The sequence below is a fragment of the Nocardia sp. NPDC049220 genome (assembly GCF_040647855.1).
Taxonomy (GTDB): Bacteria; Actinomycetota; Actinomycetes; order Mycobacteriales; family Mycobacteriaceae; genus Nocardia.
On record NZ_JBEZDA010000001.1, the window covers coordinates 1,463,917 to 1,481,806 of the forward strand.

Annotated in this window: 9 protein-coding genes; 3 read left to right on the forward strand and 6 right to left on the reverse strand. The window is 68.0% G+C overall.

The window, feature by feature from the left end; genetic code table 11:
- Window positions 1–52: 52 nt before the first annotated feature.
- The 5 genes from AB0C34_RS06550 to AB0C34_RS06570 all read right to left on the reverse strand — a co-directional run bounded on the left by AB0C34_RS06550 (window position 53) and on the right by AB0C34_RS06570 (window position 9,563).
- Window positions 53–547, reverse strand: coding sequence for a hypothetical protein (locus AB0C34_RS06550; RefSeq protein ID WP_357068058.1), 495 nt, complete (start codon window positions 545–547; stop codon window positions 53–55).
- 445 nt (window positions 548–992) lie between these two features.
- A complete protein-coding gene (locus AB0C34_RS06555) occupies window positions 993–5,186 on the reverse strand; it encodes a TIGR02680 family protein (RefSeq protein ID WP_357068060.1) in 4,194 nt (1,397 codons plus the stop codon).
- Complete coding sequence (locus tag AB0C34_RS06560) at window positions 5,186–6,616, reverse strand: TIGR02678 family protein (RefSeq protein ID WP_357068062.1); 1,431 nt, start codon at window positions 6,614–6,616, stop codon at window positions 5,186–5,188. The genes AB0C34_RS06555 and AB0C34_RS06560 overlap by 1 nt, the downstream gene beginning before the upstream one ends.
- Entirely contained in the window at window positions 6,616–8,268 is a 1,653-nt protein-coding gene (locus AB0C34_RS06565; protein ID WP_357068547.1) for a TIGR02677 family protein, read from the reverse strand. Before AB0C34_RS06565 ends, AB0C34_RS06560 begins: the two co-directional genes overlap by 1 nt.
- 158 nt (window positions 8,269–8,426) lie before the next feature.
- Window positions 8,427–9,563: an XRE family transcriptional regulator gene (locus AB0C34_RS06570; protein WP_357068064.1), complete on the reverse strand. Its 1,137-nt coding sequence runs from the start codon at window positions 9,561–9,563 to the stop codon at window positions 8,427–8,429.
- Between the two features lie 332 nt (window positions 9,564–9,895).
- Between AB0C34_RS06570 and AB0C34_RS06575 the strand changes: the two genes are divergently transcribed.
- Window positions 9,896–10,201 (forward strand): hypothetical protein, encoded by a 306-nt coding sequence (locus tag AB0C34_RS06575; RefSeq protein ID WP_357068066.1) that lies wholly within the window; start codon window positions 9,896–9,898, stop codon window positions 10,199–10,201.
- 732 nt (window positions 10,202–10,933) lie between these two features.
- On the opposite strand, the gene AB0C34_RS06580 is transcribed toward AB0C34_RS06575, so the two are convergent.
- Entirely contained in the window at window positions 10,934–11,818 is an 885-nt protein-coding gene (locus AB0C34_RS06580; protein ID WP_357068068.1) for a PAC2 family protein, read from the reverse strand.
- 157 nt (window positions 11,819–11,975) lie between these two features.
- Between AB0C34_RS06580 and metH the strand changes: the two genes are divergently transcribed.
- Together metH and AB0C34_RS06590 are read left to right on the forward strand one after the other, a co-directional pair.
- Window positions 11,976–15,569: a methionine synthase gene (gene metH / locus AB0C34_RS06585; protein ID WP_357068070.1), complete on the forward strand. Its 3,594-nt coding sequence runs from the start codon at window positions 11,976–11,978 to the stop codon at window positions 15,567–15,569.
- A gap of 530 nt (window positions 15,570–16,099) precedes the next feature.
- The gene (locus AB0C34_RS06590) at window positions 16,100–17,875 is read left to right on the forward strand and encodes a protein kinase (protein WP_357068072.1); all 1,776 of its coding nucleotides are present in this window, start codon (window positions 16,100–16,102) and stop codon (window positions 17,873–17,875) included.
- Window positions 17,876–17,890 lie beyond the last annotated feature (15 nt).

Below are 17,890 nucleotides of genomic sequence, written 5' to 3' on the forward strand. Positions count from 1 at the left end.
ACTTGCGGTGGCCCTTTTCGTCGACGGACGATTCACTGCGGGCAGACGATGACTAGCGCGTCTGCATCCTCGCCTGCTGGCGCAGGTGATGCAGCTGCATTTCCGACTGCATCAGCCGATCCTGGGCGCGAGTGGCCTGGTCCTCGGCCTGCTGGGCCAGCTGGCCGGCCTGGTCGGCCTGGTCCTGCGCCGTCTGAGCCCGCTGGTTGGACTGGTTGGCCTCGCCCTGTGCCTGCTGGGCCTGGTTCTGCGCACGGTCGGCCTCGCCCTGTGCCTGCTGCGCCTGGTTCTGCGCCTGCATGGCCTGGTTGCGGGCCTGTTGGGCCTGCTGGCCGGCCTGGTTGGCCTCGTGCTGCGCGATCTGTGCCTGGTGCTGGACCTGGCGCGTCTGCTGTTGCGCCTGTCGGGCCAGGTTCTGCGCCTGCTGGGCGTACTGACGAGCGCTCTGCGCTTCCTGTCGTGCCTCATCGACACCGAGCCGCAGCATCTCGATGTCCATCTCCTGGGCCTCGCCGCGCTTGGTGTCGCCCATCGTCTCCTGTGCCATGTGAGGTTCCCTCCGAGTGTGTTGAGTGGACAGACTCTTGGACCGACTCATTCTTATCCCAAGGACCCACCGCTGTCAGCAACATTGTCGCAACTATTTGGATAATGGGAGCGAGGCGTATCGGAACCCCGGTCGGGTCGGCGGCGATCGCACTGACGGTCACCTGGAGAGTTCTCAGGGAGCCGGTGCGCTCACCGCGACGTGACGGTGTGATCGACCGGCGCGTGGGCGTCATGCGCGCCCGGTCGTCGCGCTGGTGAGTGGCCCGTGCGCGGGTGGGAGGGTCGAGCGCGCGACGATTCGCTCATGCCGCTCTCGCTCCGAGGACTCAGTGTGAAATCCTCATCCGTGACCCGGGGGTGCTGCGGCGCTTGAATAGTGCCCACCGTCCAGGATGCAGCGTCGGCTACTTTCTGGTTAATAATTTCGTCGGGAGATGATGAGGCTAGGTCACCGGAGTGAGTTCGAGTCCACCCTCGATCGTGTTCGGGACCCGCCGGCGATCGGGCGAGCCGAGCGCGGCAGTCAGGTCGGTGCCGTCGTGCTCGGCGAGTAGTTCGCCGCTGTCCCACACCAGCAGTGTGGCGCTGACGGTGTTCTCGGCCGCCGCATGTGCCAGATCATAGTGCGCGCAGCCGGGAACGTGCGGGTAGGTGATCCACAGGTCGTAGCCGGTCATGAACAGATCGAGGTCGAATTGCACGCTCAGGCCGAGCAATTCGCTGCGCCCGTTGTCGTCCACGCCCGCGAACGCCTCGTCCAGCGCGAGCAGGCGGGGAGCCTGCGGATCGGCCGAATCGAGCATGACGTGCGCGGCGGCGAACAGTGGCAGGTGCAGTGACACCGACTGCTCGCCGCCCGAGAGGGCACCGTGGCGGGCCACGGTCAGTTTGTCCTCGCTGCCGTCAGCGGAGATCAGTGTGAACGAGAACACCCGCCAGGTCCGGTAATCCAGAGTGGCCGCGAGGATCTCGGGGTAGGAGCGTTCCGGGTGTGCGGCCCGCGCGGCGCGGATCTCCGACGCGAAGTGCGCCCGGATCGCTGCCAGGTCCGGTGCGGACAGCGTCGAGGCGTCGCGGTCGAGCAACTTGCACATGGCCCGCGCTGCGTCGGACAGGCTGTCGGCGAGCACCCAGTGCACGCCGATGGTGTTGCCCGACGACATGCGCCGTTGTTTCATCTCCGTGGCCATCCTGGCGATGAGATCGCGAGCGTCGCTGGTGCGTTCGTGGATCTGCTGGGCGAGGCCGGTCAGGAGCGCGTCCTCCAGGATGCGCCGTTCGGCATCGGTGAGCAGCAACTCCTGGTCCTTGCGCGCGGTATCGATGCGAGTGGCGAAATCGGCGAGCGCCGAAACGCCGTACTCGTCCTGCACCTGGACCACAGTGAGGCCGTCGGCCGCATCCCACTGCAGCCGGTAGTCGCGACCGGAACCGGCAAGCGTGGCGTCGAACTCCTGCAGCGCGGCAGTTACCGCGCTGCGGGTGGATTTGCGAGTCGCCTCGCTCGCGCGTACCTCGGCGGTGGCAGTGGCGAGGCTGTCGAACAACTCGGTGACCTCGTCGGGCAATATCCGCGATTCGGTCTTCGGTCCCGCCGCGGCGATCCGGTACAGCAGCTGCTCGGGTGTCGACCAGGCGGCGTCGCTGCTCGGCCAGTGGCGGTCGATGGGCGCCCCGAGCAGGGCGAGTAGATCCGGCGTGGCGTACGGGGCGAGGGCTTTGACCTCCGCGAGCACTTCGGTGAGCGCGGTAGCGAGAGCGTCGTATGCGGTGCGGTAGGCGGCCTCGGCGTCGCCGACCGCCTCGATGGCCTCGTTGGCGGACTTCCGTGCGGCCTTCTGCTGGGCCCTGGTCGCCTCGATCCGCTGCCTGGCCAGCTCGAGCTCGCGATCGATGTCGGCGGCGCTCGCGCCGAGCGCCTCCCGCAGTGTGTCCAGTTTCCGCAACTGTTCCTGGTAACCGGCTTGCGCGGCTTCCGCTTCCTCGGTGAACGCCTCAGCCAGGTCCGTGGCCTCGGTCAAGCGGTCTTCGGCTTCGCGTTCGCGTTCGCGCGCCCGCTCGTACTCGGTGCGCAAGCGCAGCAGTCCGGTGCCGGTGTTCTCGAAATGCCGGACGGCGGCGGCGAGTGCGTCCAGCTCGTCGGCCTCGCGCGCCGTCCGGTGTGCCGCCGCGGCGGCGCGCAGTTTCTTCTCCACGGCGGATACGTCCGCGACCGTCTGATCGAGGTCACGTTCGGCTTGGGTCGCGGCCTCGGTGCGGGATCGCATCATGCCCGCGGTCTCCGACACCGCGCGCAAGGCAGCAGTGACCGCGGTCGGACGCGGAACTGACTTGGCGGCGGCCGAGATCCGGGCGAGTTCTGCGGTCGCGATGGCCTCGTCCTGTTCAGCGGAACGGCGGGCTTCGCTCGCCGCGCCAATGGCGGCGGCCAACTCGGCCGAACGCATCTCGCGCCGCCTGGCCCGCGCCGTGGCTCCGATGAACTCCGCATGGTCCTTGCGGTGTCTGCCGACCTGCACGCCTTGGCGGAACCCGCCAGCGCTGCCGATCGCGATCACACCGCGCGGGTTGTCCGCGCCGTCATACAAGGCGATCGAGGCGAGCACATCGGCCACGGCCTGCCGCGGCACCGGGCAATTATCCGAATCATCTTCCACGACAAGCACATCAGCGAGCGTCCGTTCCCCGACCGGCCGATCTGTCGCGGGCAGCGGAATCAGAAACTGATCCGACTCATAGTCCGGGGGTGGCGCGTCGCTCGTGCAGATCCAGCCGTCGAGCAGGTCGGCCGCGTGCAGCGCGGCCTCGATGCCCGCGGCGGTTTCGGGGGGCACATCGTCGGCGAAACGGACCAGACGCCACAGCGGAGCGCCGGGCCGCCCGCCGGTACGGCCGGCACGCGCCGAGCGGACCGGCGGCCCATCCTCGCGCTGGGCCGCGACCCGATCACGTTCGGCGGTGAGTTCAGCAATCTGCACGGTCTTCGCCGCCGCGCGGGAACGAGCCTCCTGCCGGCGGGCTCGGATCTCGTCGAGCAGGGGTTCGGCCCGCTCGGCCAGCACCTCCGTGACGGTGGCTTCGTCCGAACCCGTCTGGGCCACAGCGGCGTCCAGGGCGTCGAACAGGCCGTTGCGGACGGGGGAGTACACCTCGCGATGCTCGTCCCACCAGGCCCGCAGGGCAGCTGCGGCTTCGGTACGGACCAACGCGACGGTTGCTTCGGCGTGCGCCACCTCCGCCGCAGCCGCTGCACCCGACTCGCGTGCCCGTTCGGCGAGCCGCTCGGCCCTGGCGCGTTCGGCGGCCGCGGTGTCGAGAACGCCCAACGCCTTCCGTACCGCGCGCACGTCGGCATCGCGCTCCTCGGCATGTCCGCGAACGGCAGCGGTGAATTGTTCGGCGCGGGCCTGCTCGGGCAGTGGGGTCCACCCGATCCCGGCTTCCTCAGCGGCGGTACGCAATTCGTCCTCGCCGCGGGCGAGCGCCGCCGCGGCGGCGCGGGCCGCGGTGTGTGTGCGCTCGGCCTCGTCGGCACGCTGGTCCAGGGTCTGGCGCGCTTTGAGCGCCTTGTCGCCGTGCACGTCTGCCGAGAGCTCCAGGCGACGTACGGCGTCGGCCAGATCGTCGAGCTGCTGTTTTCCCTCGTACGCGCTGGAACGCTGCAAAGTCTCGCGGTCGGCGAGGGTCTGCTCGTAGGCGCGGTCGGCGTCCTCGGCGCGGGTCTCGGCGACAGTCCGCTCGGCTTCCCTGCGCTCGCGCAGCACGCTGGCGGCGAACAGCGATGTGCTCGCGTGCGTGACCGCGTCCAGGCGGGCACGCACGTGGTCGACGTCCGTCTTCGCCTGGACTGTCAGGTATTTCCGGTAGACCTCGACGAACGCCCTGGTCGCCGTGTCGGCGTGCACCAAGCCTTCCAGAGTACGGCCGACCTCCTCCATGTCGCTGAAGGAGCGGGCGGCATCCAGGATCAGCTGCTCGTCGAGCGGGCGCAGGCCGTCGGTGAGCGCCTGGGACAGGCCGCGCGGGTCGAGGTTCTTCGCCAGCTGTGGCCTGCGCAGCGTCAATATCAGGTTGATCAGCTGGTCGTAGCGCTGTGCGCCGAGCCCGAACATGCGCGCGTCGATGGCGTTTCGGTAGTCCACCGGTCGGTCGACGATCGAATCGGTACCGATCTGCTCGGCCAGTTGTTTGCGGGTGAACGGGCGGTCCTCCGGGCCGATCAACGAGAAGTCGATGCCGACCCGGCCGTCGGCGACGAAGTACCAGCGGGTCACCTTGTCCGAGGAACGGGTGGCACGCATGCCGATCCCGATGGTGACCGCCTCCGGGTCGTCCCAACGGCCGCGCGCGAACTCCATCCAGATGTAGGAATAGGCCGATTCCTGCTTGCGATAGAGCAGGTTCGACTTCATCGTGCGTTCCTCGCCCGCGAACGGGTTGAGCCTGCGCGGCTCGATCCGCCCGTCCAGCACGAACGGAAACAACACCTCCAGGGCCTTGGTCTTGCCTGATCCGTTCGGTCCGCGCAGCACCAGCCGACCGTCGGCGAAACAGAATTCCTGGTCGCGGTAGTCCCACAGGTTGACGATCCCGGCGCGGGTCGGGGTGAACCGCACTCCGCCATGAATGAGCGACATCAGTCAGTCCCCTTCCGTGCCGGTCTGTCGGACTCGTAGGTGTCGGCCGCGGTGACGAACAGTTCCGCGGCCCGCTTAGTGCGGACCGTCACGACCGCGCCGCGGTAGCGCGCGAGGGCGGGCAACACGAGCAGGCCGTCGTCGACCGTCCGGATCAGTCGTAGCCGCTCCAGCAAGGACACCACCTCTGTTGCGAGGCCGGGGATGTCGGCTTGCCACTGCGCGGCAAAGGTGGCGCCGTAACGGTCGGCGAGTGCCTGTACCGTCTCGCGCACCCATGTCGCGTCCACGAGCGGATATGTCGCCGCGACCGGTCGCGCTGCCGTCTGGTCCTGATCTGGTTCAGGCGACACGGGTTCTCTTTCCGGCGGATCCAGCGACCGCAGTTCGGCAAGTGGCGCGAACACGCTGGATTCGGGGATCGTGTCATCGAGTTGCGCCGCGAGCGCTTCGCCCCGGTCCGGCGCGCAGCAGCGTCGGGGCAGCGGGTTGTCGATGTCGAGCACCAGGTCGGCGATCTCGCCCGCCAGCAGCAGTGCGACCTGGGCGAGGGTGCCGGTGCCGGGAAACCTGATGTCGGACAGTCGCCCCGAGCTGTCGATCAGCGCAACCCCCTCGGCGCGCCGCTCGGCGTGCAGGCCGGTGAACAGCTCCACCTCCGCCACGATCCGCTCTTGTGCGAGGACCCCTCGGTCCTGAGCAGCGAGATCATCGGCGTACACCACTGGTCGTTCGACCAGCGCCCTGCGGACCCGCCGTGCGGTCTCGGCGGCGGTCGGTGCGGGTGCGGCACCGCTGGTGGCCATCGCCGCTTCGGTGAGCAGTCCGCGCACGCTGTGCAGGTGTTGCAGCGCGCGCGGCGGTCGGAACAACGCGACGACCACCGGCCGGTCGATGTCGTAGAGTGCCTCGCCGGCCTGCGGGTCGTTCGCCCAGCCGCTCGCGTCGCCGTCGGCGAGAGTGATCGCGCCGCGATGAGTGAGCCAGCCCACCGCGTCGACGAACGCGTCGCGATCCGCGGTCCGGTCCGTGGCCAGCTCGAGCCCGTCCACCCGGCTGGTGTAGGCGGCGACTTGATCGGCCAACTCCGACAACGTGATCTGGTCACCCGCCCGCCCCAGCGCGGCGACCGCCAGTGCGAGGTAGGCATAGCGGCGACGGTCGAAAACCCGGTCGGCCTGCGTGCGTGCGGGTCTGCTCGTGTCGAGGCGGTCGAGCACCGGGAACACCCGTGCCGTGGTTTCGGTCACCTCGAGTCGGTAACCGAACAGCGCGGCCAGATCTTCGCGCAACTCGGTGGCCCAGCGTCGGATCAAGGGCAGCGCGATCCGGTCCGGATAGGTCCGGGTGACCAGATGATGGGCCAGGATGACCCGGGCGGCGCGTTGGTAGTTGTCCAGAGCGAGTGCGTCGACAGTGCGTCCGTGCATCAGGGACGTTCTCCTCGGTGCGACCGTTCCTCGTGGTGCGGCCGTCGCGTCGCCGTCTGCTCGACCTGCAGCATGCGGTTGTTCAGATGGAGTAGTCCGTGCGCGGTCCGCACGACGGTGCTCCCCTCGTGCTCGGACACGGTCAGGGTGACGCCGCTGTCAGACCCCGTGGTGCCCGCCACGTGGCCGCGCACCGGCACCCAGGCGGTGGACGCGGCGTCGAGCAGGCGTAGCAGCACTTCGGTTTCCCGTTCGTCGAGGACCCGGTTGTGCACATCGGCCGCGGCCAGCGACCGGGCGGCCGCCGCGCGGGCCCGCTGCGCATCGAGTTGCGCCTCGCGTAGGCGGCGGATGCTCGCGTCGTTGCGGTGGATGCGCGCGGGCGCACCAGCCGACGGTGCGCGACCGGTTTCGGCGAGGGTGCGCGAGATCTCCAACGGTGGTGCGTCCCACCAGGAGCGGATCGCCGGAATCAGGTCGGCGTCGGGGTGCTCCATGGCCAGATGCCGCGGCCTGCCCAGCCCGAAGACCGCGTCGAACAGGGCATGGGCGCTGTCGGCGGTCGGCGCCGCAGTGAACCAACCCGCCAGATGCCGCAGCGCCGCCTCTCGACTCACGCCGCCACGCCGAGTCTCGGTCACCCGGCGCAGCAGCGACAGCACCGCGGCGATGGCGCTCATGGTGGCCTCGCGCAGCCGCTCGGCTTCGGTGCTGCCCACGGTTTCGCCACTGGACGCGACGAACCAGGTCCGCAATCCGTCCCACCGTGCCCGCCAATCGGCCTGGCGTTGAGCGCGACTCAACAGCACCCGCTCGTCACAGTCGGCCGCGCGGGAAATCAGCTCCTCGACGCCGGTCTCCTCGATCTCCATGATCGCGGCCGCCAGGCGCGGGGTGAACCGGGCGAGGTCGAGGCTGAATTCCCGCATGTGCGCCAGCAACGCGTCCTTGTGCGCGAGGAAGGATTCGGGGGTGACCTCGGTGGTGCGAACCAGGTCGCCGAGCCCGAGATAGAAGTGCGCGGCGCGGGCGGCCATGTCCGACAGTGCTGCATCGAGTCGGCGCAGCGTGCGATATACCCGTTCGGCATCGCCCGCCTGATTGGCCGCGGCCAGAGTGTGCAGGTCGGCGAGAAGCTCAGGAAGCACGAGGCGGGAGAGTGCGGCCTCGTCGAGGCGGGCGTCGAGCACACCGGCAACGGCGCGGTAGGCCTGGAAACCCGCCTGGGAGAACTGATACACGTAGTGCCGGTTGCGGTACTCCGCCAAGGTAGCGGCGCGAGTTCCGTCGTAACTGCGCTCCAGCGCACCCCATTGATGCAGCTGGTCCAGCAGCGGGCCGATCTCGGCGGCGGTGAGCCGCGCGGCCTTCGCCAACCCCTCCGAGATAAGGGACTGCACCGATGCGCCGGTTTCAGGCTCCCCCGGCGCGGTGACGCGCGCTTCGTCCAGCGTGTCGCGGTGTCGCATATCGGGTGTGGTGGTGGGCGATTCGGTCGGGGTACGCGGTGCGCCTCCAGCGCGCTCGATCCACTCGGCCACGTCGTCCGCGTGCAGCAACACGACGTATGCCGCCCGCGCGCTGTCGAACGCGCGCAGTACCCGGAGGTAGTCGGCGCGTCGCTCGGCGGTGGCGAAGGAGAACAGCCGCAGCCGGTCGTCCCAGTGGACGGGGCCGGAGCCTTCGACGGAGTCGGTCACCGGCAACAGGGTAGTAGCGGATAGATCGCCGCCTGCACGGTGTTCCAGTGTTCGGCGTGGCAGAGTCGGGTTCGGCGGCATTCGCTGGTGTTGCCGCGCAGGTTCGGTCACTAGACCGACAGCGACCGCAACTGGTCCAGATACAGCCGGGTGCGCGGGTCGTCGGGGAAGCGCTCGATGATCTCGCGCGCGGCCTCACCCGCGATCCACAACAGCGAAGGCAGCGAGCGGCGCTCGCCCGTGAGTGCGCGCATGCCCTCATCCAGCGCCAGTTCGAGATCACGATTGCGGACCGCGACCATGGCCAGGGTCAAGTGTGCCTCCGATACGCGCATCGGGTTGCGCACCGAACCGTCGGCGCAGGTCGAGTTCCGGATCACCTCGCGCGCGTAGGATTCCGCGAGCCGATCTTCGCCCGCCACTCGGCAGCAGTCCATTGCGTAGAAGTCGAATTTTCGTGCGTCGATGACGAAGTGGTTGTCCAGATTCGCCGGAAAATCGAGTCGCTCGAGGATTGCTCGGCCGTCCGCCAGCGCGGCTTCCGCCTCCCGTCGATCGCCGAGCCTGGCCCATGCTTTAGCGCGCTGTGCGGCGAGTTGAATTCCGACGCCCAGGTTTCCGCTGACCTCCAGCGCCGGGCCTACCGCTTCGATGACGCCGTGGTAGTTACCCTGGGTGAGGGCGAACCAGGCCGCCAGTTCCGCGGCCCAGGCAGTGATCTCGGTGTTCTCGGCTTCCTGCCCCAGCGAATGCGCGGCACGGCGGGTCGCCTCGGCGGCGGTTCGCCTGCCCAGGTCGAAGTCGACGCACCCGACCAACAGCGCGACCCAGCCTGCGAGAACCAGGATCTCGCGATGCTGGGACAAAGTCAGGCGTCCGTCCAGCAACGAGGTGATTCTGCGCAGCCACGCGGTGCCTTCGGCGTGCAGGTAATGTGGGTCGGTGTCGGAGTATTCGCAGCACAGGCGCTCGGCGGTGATCCGAATGGCTTCCAACGTCACCGAAGACACGTCGGACATGCGCAACCGTCCGATGAACTCCAGGGTGTCCATCCCGGTGGCGGAGAGCAACTCGTCATCCCGGTTCGGCCGTGCCTTCGGGAAGAACGCCGCGGTCACGGTGTCGAACGCGGCGGCGATGAGGGGGGCGTAGAAATCATCCGGGCGCGATTCGCCCGATTCCCAGCGGCGCCAGTTCCGTAGCAGGGTGCTGTCTGTCGGCAGGTTATGCGTTGACTTGGCGCGCATTACGCGGACAGCATCGGCTTGGGACCACCTCCTCGCATCGCGCTCGGAACGCATTCGGACAGCCCAGAGGGGTCGATCGTCGCCAGCAGTCACGTCTGTAGTATCGCACCAGCTAACGTTTGGCGGCCGCATTAGGGCAGGGAGTTGTCCCCCCGTTGACATCTATATCCGCACTGCGGCTTTGTGCATGCTGAAGAGGGAAGCGGAGAGTTAACCCGCTCGAAGTGCAAGAGCAGTTGCAAGTACATCTGCCCTTGCATGAAGCGCAATAACCCCGTAGAACGGGTGGATCCACACAAAAGAACAGCGATGCCAATCCAACGGAGGTTCGGGTGGAAGCGTTGATCTATGGATACTTGCGTGACGATCTGGCCGACGGCCAAAGGGAAGAGCTCGAGGACGCCATGAGCAGTCTCGCCCGTGAGGAAGGGCTCTGTTTCGCCGCAACGTTCCATGAATCGACAGGGGGTGACGGCACGGCCTTAGCCGAGCTGACACGGGAACTCAAGCGCGCCGACGCACACCACGTGGTGGTTCCCTCGCTCGATCACTTTGCCGGCCAGACGATTCCGCGAGACATCTTGCTCGCGAAACTGGCGCAGGACGCGGCGGCGCGGATCTGGACCATCGAGAGCTGAGCGCGTCGAGATGATCGCTCGGCATCCCGGCGATCTCCACTTCCGCGGCCTCGGCACCATCTCGGTCGCGACCACACCGACCGCGAGGGACACGAGCAACGTCGCGACATGGCGTTTCCCGACAGTGGATACTCCTGTCAGTCCAGCGAATCGACGAACATCGAACTATCGGTCGGCGCTACCACGCCGCCGACACAGAGCGCAAACCGCGGATCATGGACAGCCGCACCAACATCAGCAGGCGCGCCATGATCAACCGAGGTCGATCTGGCTGGAAAGCCGCAGCCTTTGGCACCGTGGTCACTACAGCCCAACCGGGCACCAACCGCGGCCAGACGTTGTCGCGCCGACCCCTCCGAGCAGCGGTACCGACGGCGCATTCTCCGGTGGGCGCCGGATGATGGGCCTGGTAGCGGAACTCGACGGTCGATGCGGCTTTCGTTGTCCTGACCCGACGGTGCGCGGCGCCAGCGGCTCCATCAACCGAGGATCCGGAGCAATTGGGGTGGCGGCGACCGGAAAATAGACGAGTACCGCGAGCACACAGCGGTCCCCGGTGGCAAAGCCGTAGGTCGGCCGAGAAAGTTGTTGAGCAGCAGTATTTCGGTCGGCGACCGGAATCGCTGACCGCAACCCGCTGACCTCAGGTCGCGGCCTGAACGTGACTTCCCGGCGCAGTACCGAGAACCGCCGCGGGGTCGCGGGAACCGAAGCCTCCGCGGCGCAACGAGTTCAGAGTCCGAAGCTGCCCGGTCCCCGCCTGCGCAGATACTTCTCGAATTCGGCGGCGATGGCGTCGCCGTCGATCTTGGCCATCGCTTCGTTCACATCGACCGCGGCGTCGCCGCGCTCCTCCAACGAGCGCACATACTCGTTGATCTCGTCGTCGCCGACGGTCATCTCATTGACCGCGGTCTCCCAGTCTTCGGCTTGGGTAGGCAGTTCGCCGAGCGGCACCTCGATGTCGAGCACATCCTCGACCCGGTGGAGCAGGGCGATGGTCGCCTTCGGATTCGGCGGTTGGGAGACGTAGTGTGGCACCGCGGCCCAGAACGACACCGCGGGCACCCCAGCCTTCACACACTGGTCCTGCAGTACACCGGTGATGCCGGTCGGTCCCTCGTAGCGGGTCTGTTCCAGACCGAACCGCTCAGCCGCCTCCTTGCTGTAGGCGGAGCCGGTCACCGGAACCGGCCTGGTGTGCGGGGTATCGGCCAGGAGCGCGCCGAGGATGACGACGGTCTGTACCCCGAGCTGTTCGATGAACTCCAGCAGATCACCGCAGAAACTGCGCCAGCGCATGTTCGGTTCGATGCCGCGCAGCAACACCACGTCGCGGTCGCTGCCCGGTGGCGAACAGACCGACAGCATCGTCGAAGGCCACTGGATTTCCCTGGTCACACCGTCTACTTGGCGTACCGTCGGCCGGTTCACCTGATAGTCGTAATAATCCTCGGAGTCGAGTTCGGCCAGCGGTTCGGCGTCCCAGATCAGTTCCAGATGCTCGACCGCGCCGCTGGCCGCGTCACCGGCATCGTTCCAGCCTTCGAAGGCAGCGACCAATACCGGATCCCGCAACGTAGGCAGTTCCGGATCGGGAGTTTCACTGGCGTTCACTCGGTCAGCCTACGGTGTGAGCGGTTATGGCGTGTCCTATGACCGCCCGACGGGTCGGCGTGTTTGCCCGGCTGCCGCCTGCCGCGAGTGTGGCACAGGACACCGAGGCCCACTGTCGCGGGCTGGATCGTTCGCCGTGCCCACTACGCTGGATTGCATGTCTGCGCCCCGCCCCGCCGAGTTCGACACGACGCTGCTCGACACGCTTCGCCGCCGTGTCGTCGTCGGTGACGGGGCGATGGGCACGATGCTGCAAGCCGCTGACCTGACCCTGGACGATTTCCGTGGCCTGGAGGGCTGCAACGAGATCCTGAACGACACCCGTCCGGATGTACTCCGGGGTATCCACCGCGCCTATTTCGAGGCGGGTGCCGACGCGGTCGAGACCAACACTTTCGGCTGCAACCTGCCGAATCTCGCCGACTACGACCTCGCCGACCGGATCCGTGACCTTTCCGAGCGTGGGACCCGGTTGGCCAGGGAGGTAGCCGATGAGATGGGCCCGTCGGCCGACGGTACGCCACGATACGTGCTCGGCTCGATGGGGCCGGGCACCAAACTGCCCACCTTGGGCCACGCCCCGTTCTCCGCGTTGCGCGACGCTTACACCGAGTCAGCCCTCGGCATGCTCGATGGCGGCGCCGACGCCATCCTGATCGAGACCTGCCAGGACCTGTTACAGGTGAAGGCGGCCGTGACCGGCAGCCAGCGAGCGATGACGACGCTGGGCCGCCGAGTCCCGATCATCACGCATGTCACGGTGGAGACCACCGGCACCATGCTGGTCGGCAGCGAGATCGGCGCGGCGCTGACCGCGCTGGAGCCGCTCGGCATCGACATGATCGGTCTGAACTGCGCGACCGGGCCGGCCGAGATGAGCGAACACCTGCGGCACCTGTCCCGGCACGCACGGGTGCCGGTCTCGGTGATGCCGAATGCCGGTCTGCCGGTACTGGGCGCCGACGGCGCGGTGTATCCGCTTACGCCCGAGGAACTGGCGGTCGCGCTGCGCGGTTTCATCTCCGAATTCGGGCTCGCGATGGTCGGCGGTTGCTGCGGCACGACGCCCGAACACATCCGCCAGCTCACCGCCGCGGTGCGCGAGGTCGAGCGGACGCTGCCGCCGATCGCCGAGCGACGCGCGCCGGCGCATGAGCCGAGTGTGTCCAGCATGTACACCGCGGTGCCGTTCGAACAGGACGCCTCGGTCCTGATGATCGGCGAACGGACGAACGCTAACGGCTCCAAGGCTTTCCGTGAGGCAATGCTCGCCGAGGACTGGCAGAAGTGCCTGGACATCGCCAAAGACCAGACCCGGGACGGCGCGCACATGCTCGACCTGTGCGTCGACTACGTCGGCCGCGACGGCACCAAGGACATGACGGCGCTGGCGGCCCGGCTGGCTACCGCCTCGACGCTGCCGATCATGCTCGACTCCACCGAAGTCCCGGTGTTGCGGGCCGGTCTGGAACACCTGGGCGGCCGCTGCGCGGTGAACTCGGTGAACTACGAGGACGGCGACGGCCCGGACTCACGTTTCCAGCAGACCATGCGGCTGGTCGCCGAGCACGGCGCGGCGGTGGTCGCGCTGACCATCGACGAGGAAGGTCAGGCTCGGACCGCGGCGAAGAAGGTGGAGATCGCCGAGCGGCTGATCGCCGACATCACCGGCACCTGGGGCCTGCTGGCGAGCGACATCATCATCGACACGCTCACCTTCACCCTCGGCACCGGCCAGGAGGAGTCACGTCGCGACGGCGCCGAGACCATCGAGGCCATTCGCGAGCTCAAGCGCCGGCATCCGGACGTCCAGACGACACTCGGCCTGTCGAACATTTCCTTCGGCCTCAACCCGGCGGCACGTCAGGTGCTCAACTCGGTGTTCATGCACGAATGCGTCGAGGCCGGTTTGGACTCCGCGATCGTGCATGCCTCGAAGATCCTTCCCATCAGCCGGATCCCCGACGAGCAGCGGCGGACCGCACTGGATCTGGTGTACGACCGCCGCAGCGAGGATTACGACCCGCTGCAGAGGCTGATGGCGTTGTTCGAGGGGGTGTCCACCGCCTCGTCGAAGGCCTCGCGCGCCGAGGAACTCGCGGCGCTTCCGCTGTTCGAGCGGCTGGAACGGCGGATCGTCGACGGCGAGCGCAACGGTATCGAGGCCGATCTGGACGCCGCCATGACCGAGGTGCCACCGCTGCGGATCATCAACGAGACCCTGCTGTCGGGGATGAAGACGGTCGGTGAGCTGTTCGGGTCCGGCCAGATGCAGCTACCGTTCGTCTTGCAGTCCGCCGAGGTGATGAAGGCCGCCGTGGCCTATCTCGAGCCGCATATGGAGGCCACCGATGACAGCGGCAAGGGGCGCATCGTGCTGGCCACCGTGAAGGGCGATGTGCACGATATCGGCAAGAACCTGGTCGACATCATCCTGTCCAACAACGGCTACGAAGTGGTCAACCTCGGTATCAAGCAACCGATCGCGACCATCCTCGACGCCGCGGTGGACAAGAAGGCCGACGTCATCGGCATGTCCGGTCTCCTGGTGAAGTCGACCGTCGTGATGAAGGAGAATCTGCAGGAACTCAACGTCAAAGGCGTCGCCGAGCAGTTCCCGGTGCTCCTCGGTGGTGCGGCGCTCACCCGTGCCTACGTAGAGAACGATCTCACCGACGTATACGAAGGCGATGTGCACTACGCACGTGACGCGTTCGAGGGCCTGCGGTTGATGGACGACATCATGACCCGCAAGCGCGGTGGCGGTCCCGACCCGGACAGCTTGGAGGCCATCGCCGAGCGGGAGCGGGCCGCCGAGCGCAAGGCGCGTCACGAGCGGTCCAAGCGGATCGCCGCGGAGCGCAAGGCGGTCGAGGTGCCGGTCGTGGTGCCGGAACGCTCGGATGTCGCCGCGGACCTGCCGGTGCCGGTACCGCCATTCTGGGGCGCCCGGGTGGTGAAAGGGCTCGCGCTACACGAGTACTCGGGCCTGCTCGACGAGCGGGCACTGTTCCTCGGCCAGTGGGGGCTGCGTGGGCAGCGCGGCGACGGCCCGAGCTACGACGAACTGGTGCAGACCGAGGGCAGGCCGCGGTTACGCGCCTGGTTGGACCGGTTGAGCACCGAGGGCGTGCTGCAGCACGCCGCAGTAGTGTATGGCTACTTCCCCGCGATCTCCGAGGGCGACGACGTCGTCGTGCTCACCGAGCCTGATCCCGCTGCGCCGGAACGTTATCGGTTCACTTTCCCGCGCCAGCAGCGTGACCGGTTCCTGTGTATCGCCGACTTCATCCGGTCGCGGTCATACGCCACAGCGACCGGTCAGGTGGACGTGCTGCCGTTCCAACTCGTCACCATGGGTCAACCGATCGCCGATTTCGCCAACGAGCTGTTCGCGGGCGACAACTACCGCGACTATCTCGAGGTGCACGGCATCGGCGTCCAGCTCACCGAGGCGCTGGCCGAGTACTGGCACCGTCGGATCCGGGAAGAGCTGGTTCTAGACGGTCACGCGGTCGCCGATTCCGATCCTGCGGATGTGCAGGACTATTTCAAACTCGGCTACCGCGGCGCCCGCTACTCCTTCGGCTACGGCGCCTGCCCCGATCTGGAGGACCGCGCCAAGCTGGTCGACCTGCTCCAGGCCGACCGCATCGGCGTCGTGCTGTCCGAGGAACTCCAGCTGCATCCCGAACAGTCCACCGACGCGTTCGTGCTGCTGCACCCGGAAGCGAAGTACTTCAACGCCTGACGGTCCCGGATCGCCCCGTGCCGCGCTGCGGCCGGGTCGCGACCGACCGCGATCAATTCCGCGCAGGCGATCGGCGGGCAAGCCTGGCATCCGGCCGCATCCGTGTCGGGCTGCCGCGATCCGAGGTGGGTCGAGTGCGTCCCGGCGAGTAGCGCAATGGTCATCGGATCGAGCCGGACAGTGTGATGGTGTTCACGTGTGGCGTAGCGGAATTCGGCGGCGATCATGCCCTTGGCTACCAGGACGTATGCTGTGATTTGCGAAAATCCGCGCGCCGCGGGGCCCGACACGGCGCATGCGCCCGCGGCCTCGATACGCTTGATCGCGGGCACCCGTGCCGGAGGGTGGATGTCTGTCGGGTGGGTGTGCCATTGTCGAAGCGTTGCAACTGCATCCGGGGCAGTCGGCGGATGCGTTCGTGTCGCTGCCCTCGGGGTGCAAAGCACCTCGGCGCGTGCGAATTTCGGAGGTTTCCGGTCACGTGCGGAGTGCGGGACGGCTAGGCGCGTAAGCAGGAGAGGCACACCACCATGACGGCGGATCGATTGATCTCGGGACGATACCGGCTCACGGATCCGATCGGCACCGGAGCCATGGGGGTCGTCTGGCGGGCCACCGATGTCCGGTTGCAGCGAACCGTCGCGGTCAAGCAACTGTTGCTCGGTCCTGGACTGACCCGATCGGCGGCGCTGGAGGCGAAGCAGCGCGCCATGCGGGAGGGCAGGATCGCCGCGCGGCTGCACCATCCGAACGCCATCACCGTCTTCGATGTGGCCGAAGAGGACGGCCAGCCGTGGTTGGTCATGGAGTACATGGACGCGCCCAGCCTGGCGGCCAAGCTGTCCGGCGCGCGCACCCTGGCGCCCACGGAAGTCGCCGAGATCGGCGCCCAAGCCGCGGCCGCGCTGGCCGCCGCGCACGACGCGGGGATCATGCACCGGGACGTGAAGCCGGCCAATCTGCTTGTTGGCGACGACGGCAGGGTGAAGATCACCGACTTCGGCATTTCCCGGGCCGTCGGTGACGTGACGGTCACCGCCACCGGGTTCCTCGCGGGCACGCCTGCCTATCTGGCGCCGGAGGTGGCGCGCGGCGAGGATCCGGAACCGGCCTCCGACGTCTTCGCTCTCGGCTCGACGTTGTACGCGGCCGTGCAGGGCAGTCCGCCATTCGGCGAGGGGGACAACCCGCTCGCCATGCTGCACGCAGTGGCCAGGGCGCACATCGAGCCACCCGCCGCGGCGGGCGCGCTCACACCGGTGCTGATGCGTCTGCTCGCCCCGACCATCGAGGCGAGGCTCACCATGCGTGAGGCCAAGGAGGCGTTGGAAGCCGTTGCCGCCGGCCGGGATCCGAAATTGACGCCGCCGGTCTCGGCGACGGTGCTGTCCGTGCCCGGCGCGGACGGCACGACGACCGTGGTGCGGCAACCAGGTGCAGCGCCGCCCGGCGCGGCGGAGGCCGCCGCGCTCGGGCCCGACGCACAGCCGGGTTCCGCTGCGCCCCAATCGGTTTCTTCTCAGCCGCCGAACCCGCCGCTCGGTGCCACCACTCGGCCCGACGGCGGCGGTGCCGAGCGCACTGTCGGGACTGTCCTCGCTGCCGCCGCGGTAGTCGCGGTACTGGTGGTGGCGGGGATCTTCGCCATGGTGGTGCGCGGCGGTGGTGACGATGCCGTAGCCACGACGCCATCGGTCTCCGGTCCCCAGGTGCCAGGCGACAACCCATTACCATCGTCGGTCGACGTGGTCGGACCGGTCCAGCAGGAGCCCGCCGCGCCGCGCGCGCCCCGCTCTCCCGTGCCGTCGACGACACCCGCTACTGGTCCGATCTCGGCGACGCCGAGCACCACGCCGGTGTCGAGCACGTCTCCTGCGGCAAGGGTTACCCCCGCGCCGAGCGCCACGTCCACGCCCAGCGTCACGTCCGCGCCCAGTACGACGTCTGCGCCCAGTACGACGCCTGCGCCGAGCACGACCGGCACCCCCACGCCGACCGGTCCGCCGACGGCCGATCAGATTGCCGCGTTCGTCCGGAGCTACTACGGAATGCTCCCCGGCAACGTGCCCGGCGCCTGGTCCCAGCTGTCGTCCGGGTACCAGGCGCAGACCGGTCACGACTCGTACGTGAACTTCTGGGGCACGATTCGTTCGGTGAGCGTGGCCGCGATCACACCGAGCGGTGCGAACCGAGTGGTTGTGTCGCTGACCTATACCCTGAAGGACGGCTCGACGACCTCGGAAAACCGATGGGTCCAGGTCGTCGGGGACAACGGCCGGTTGCAGATCGCCGCATCCGGCGCCTAGTGGCGAGACCGAGGA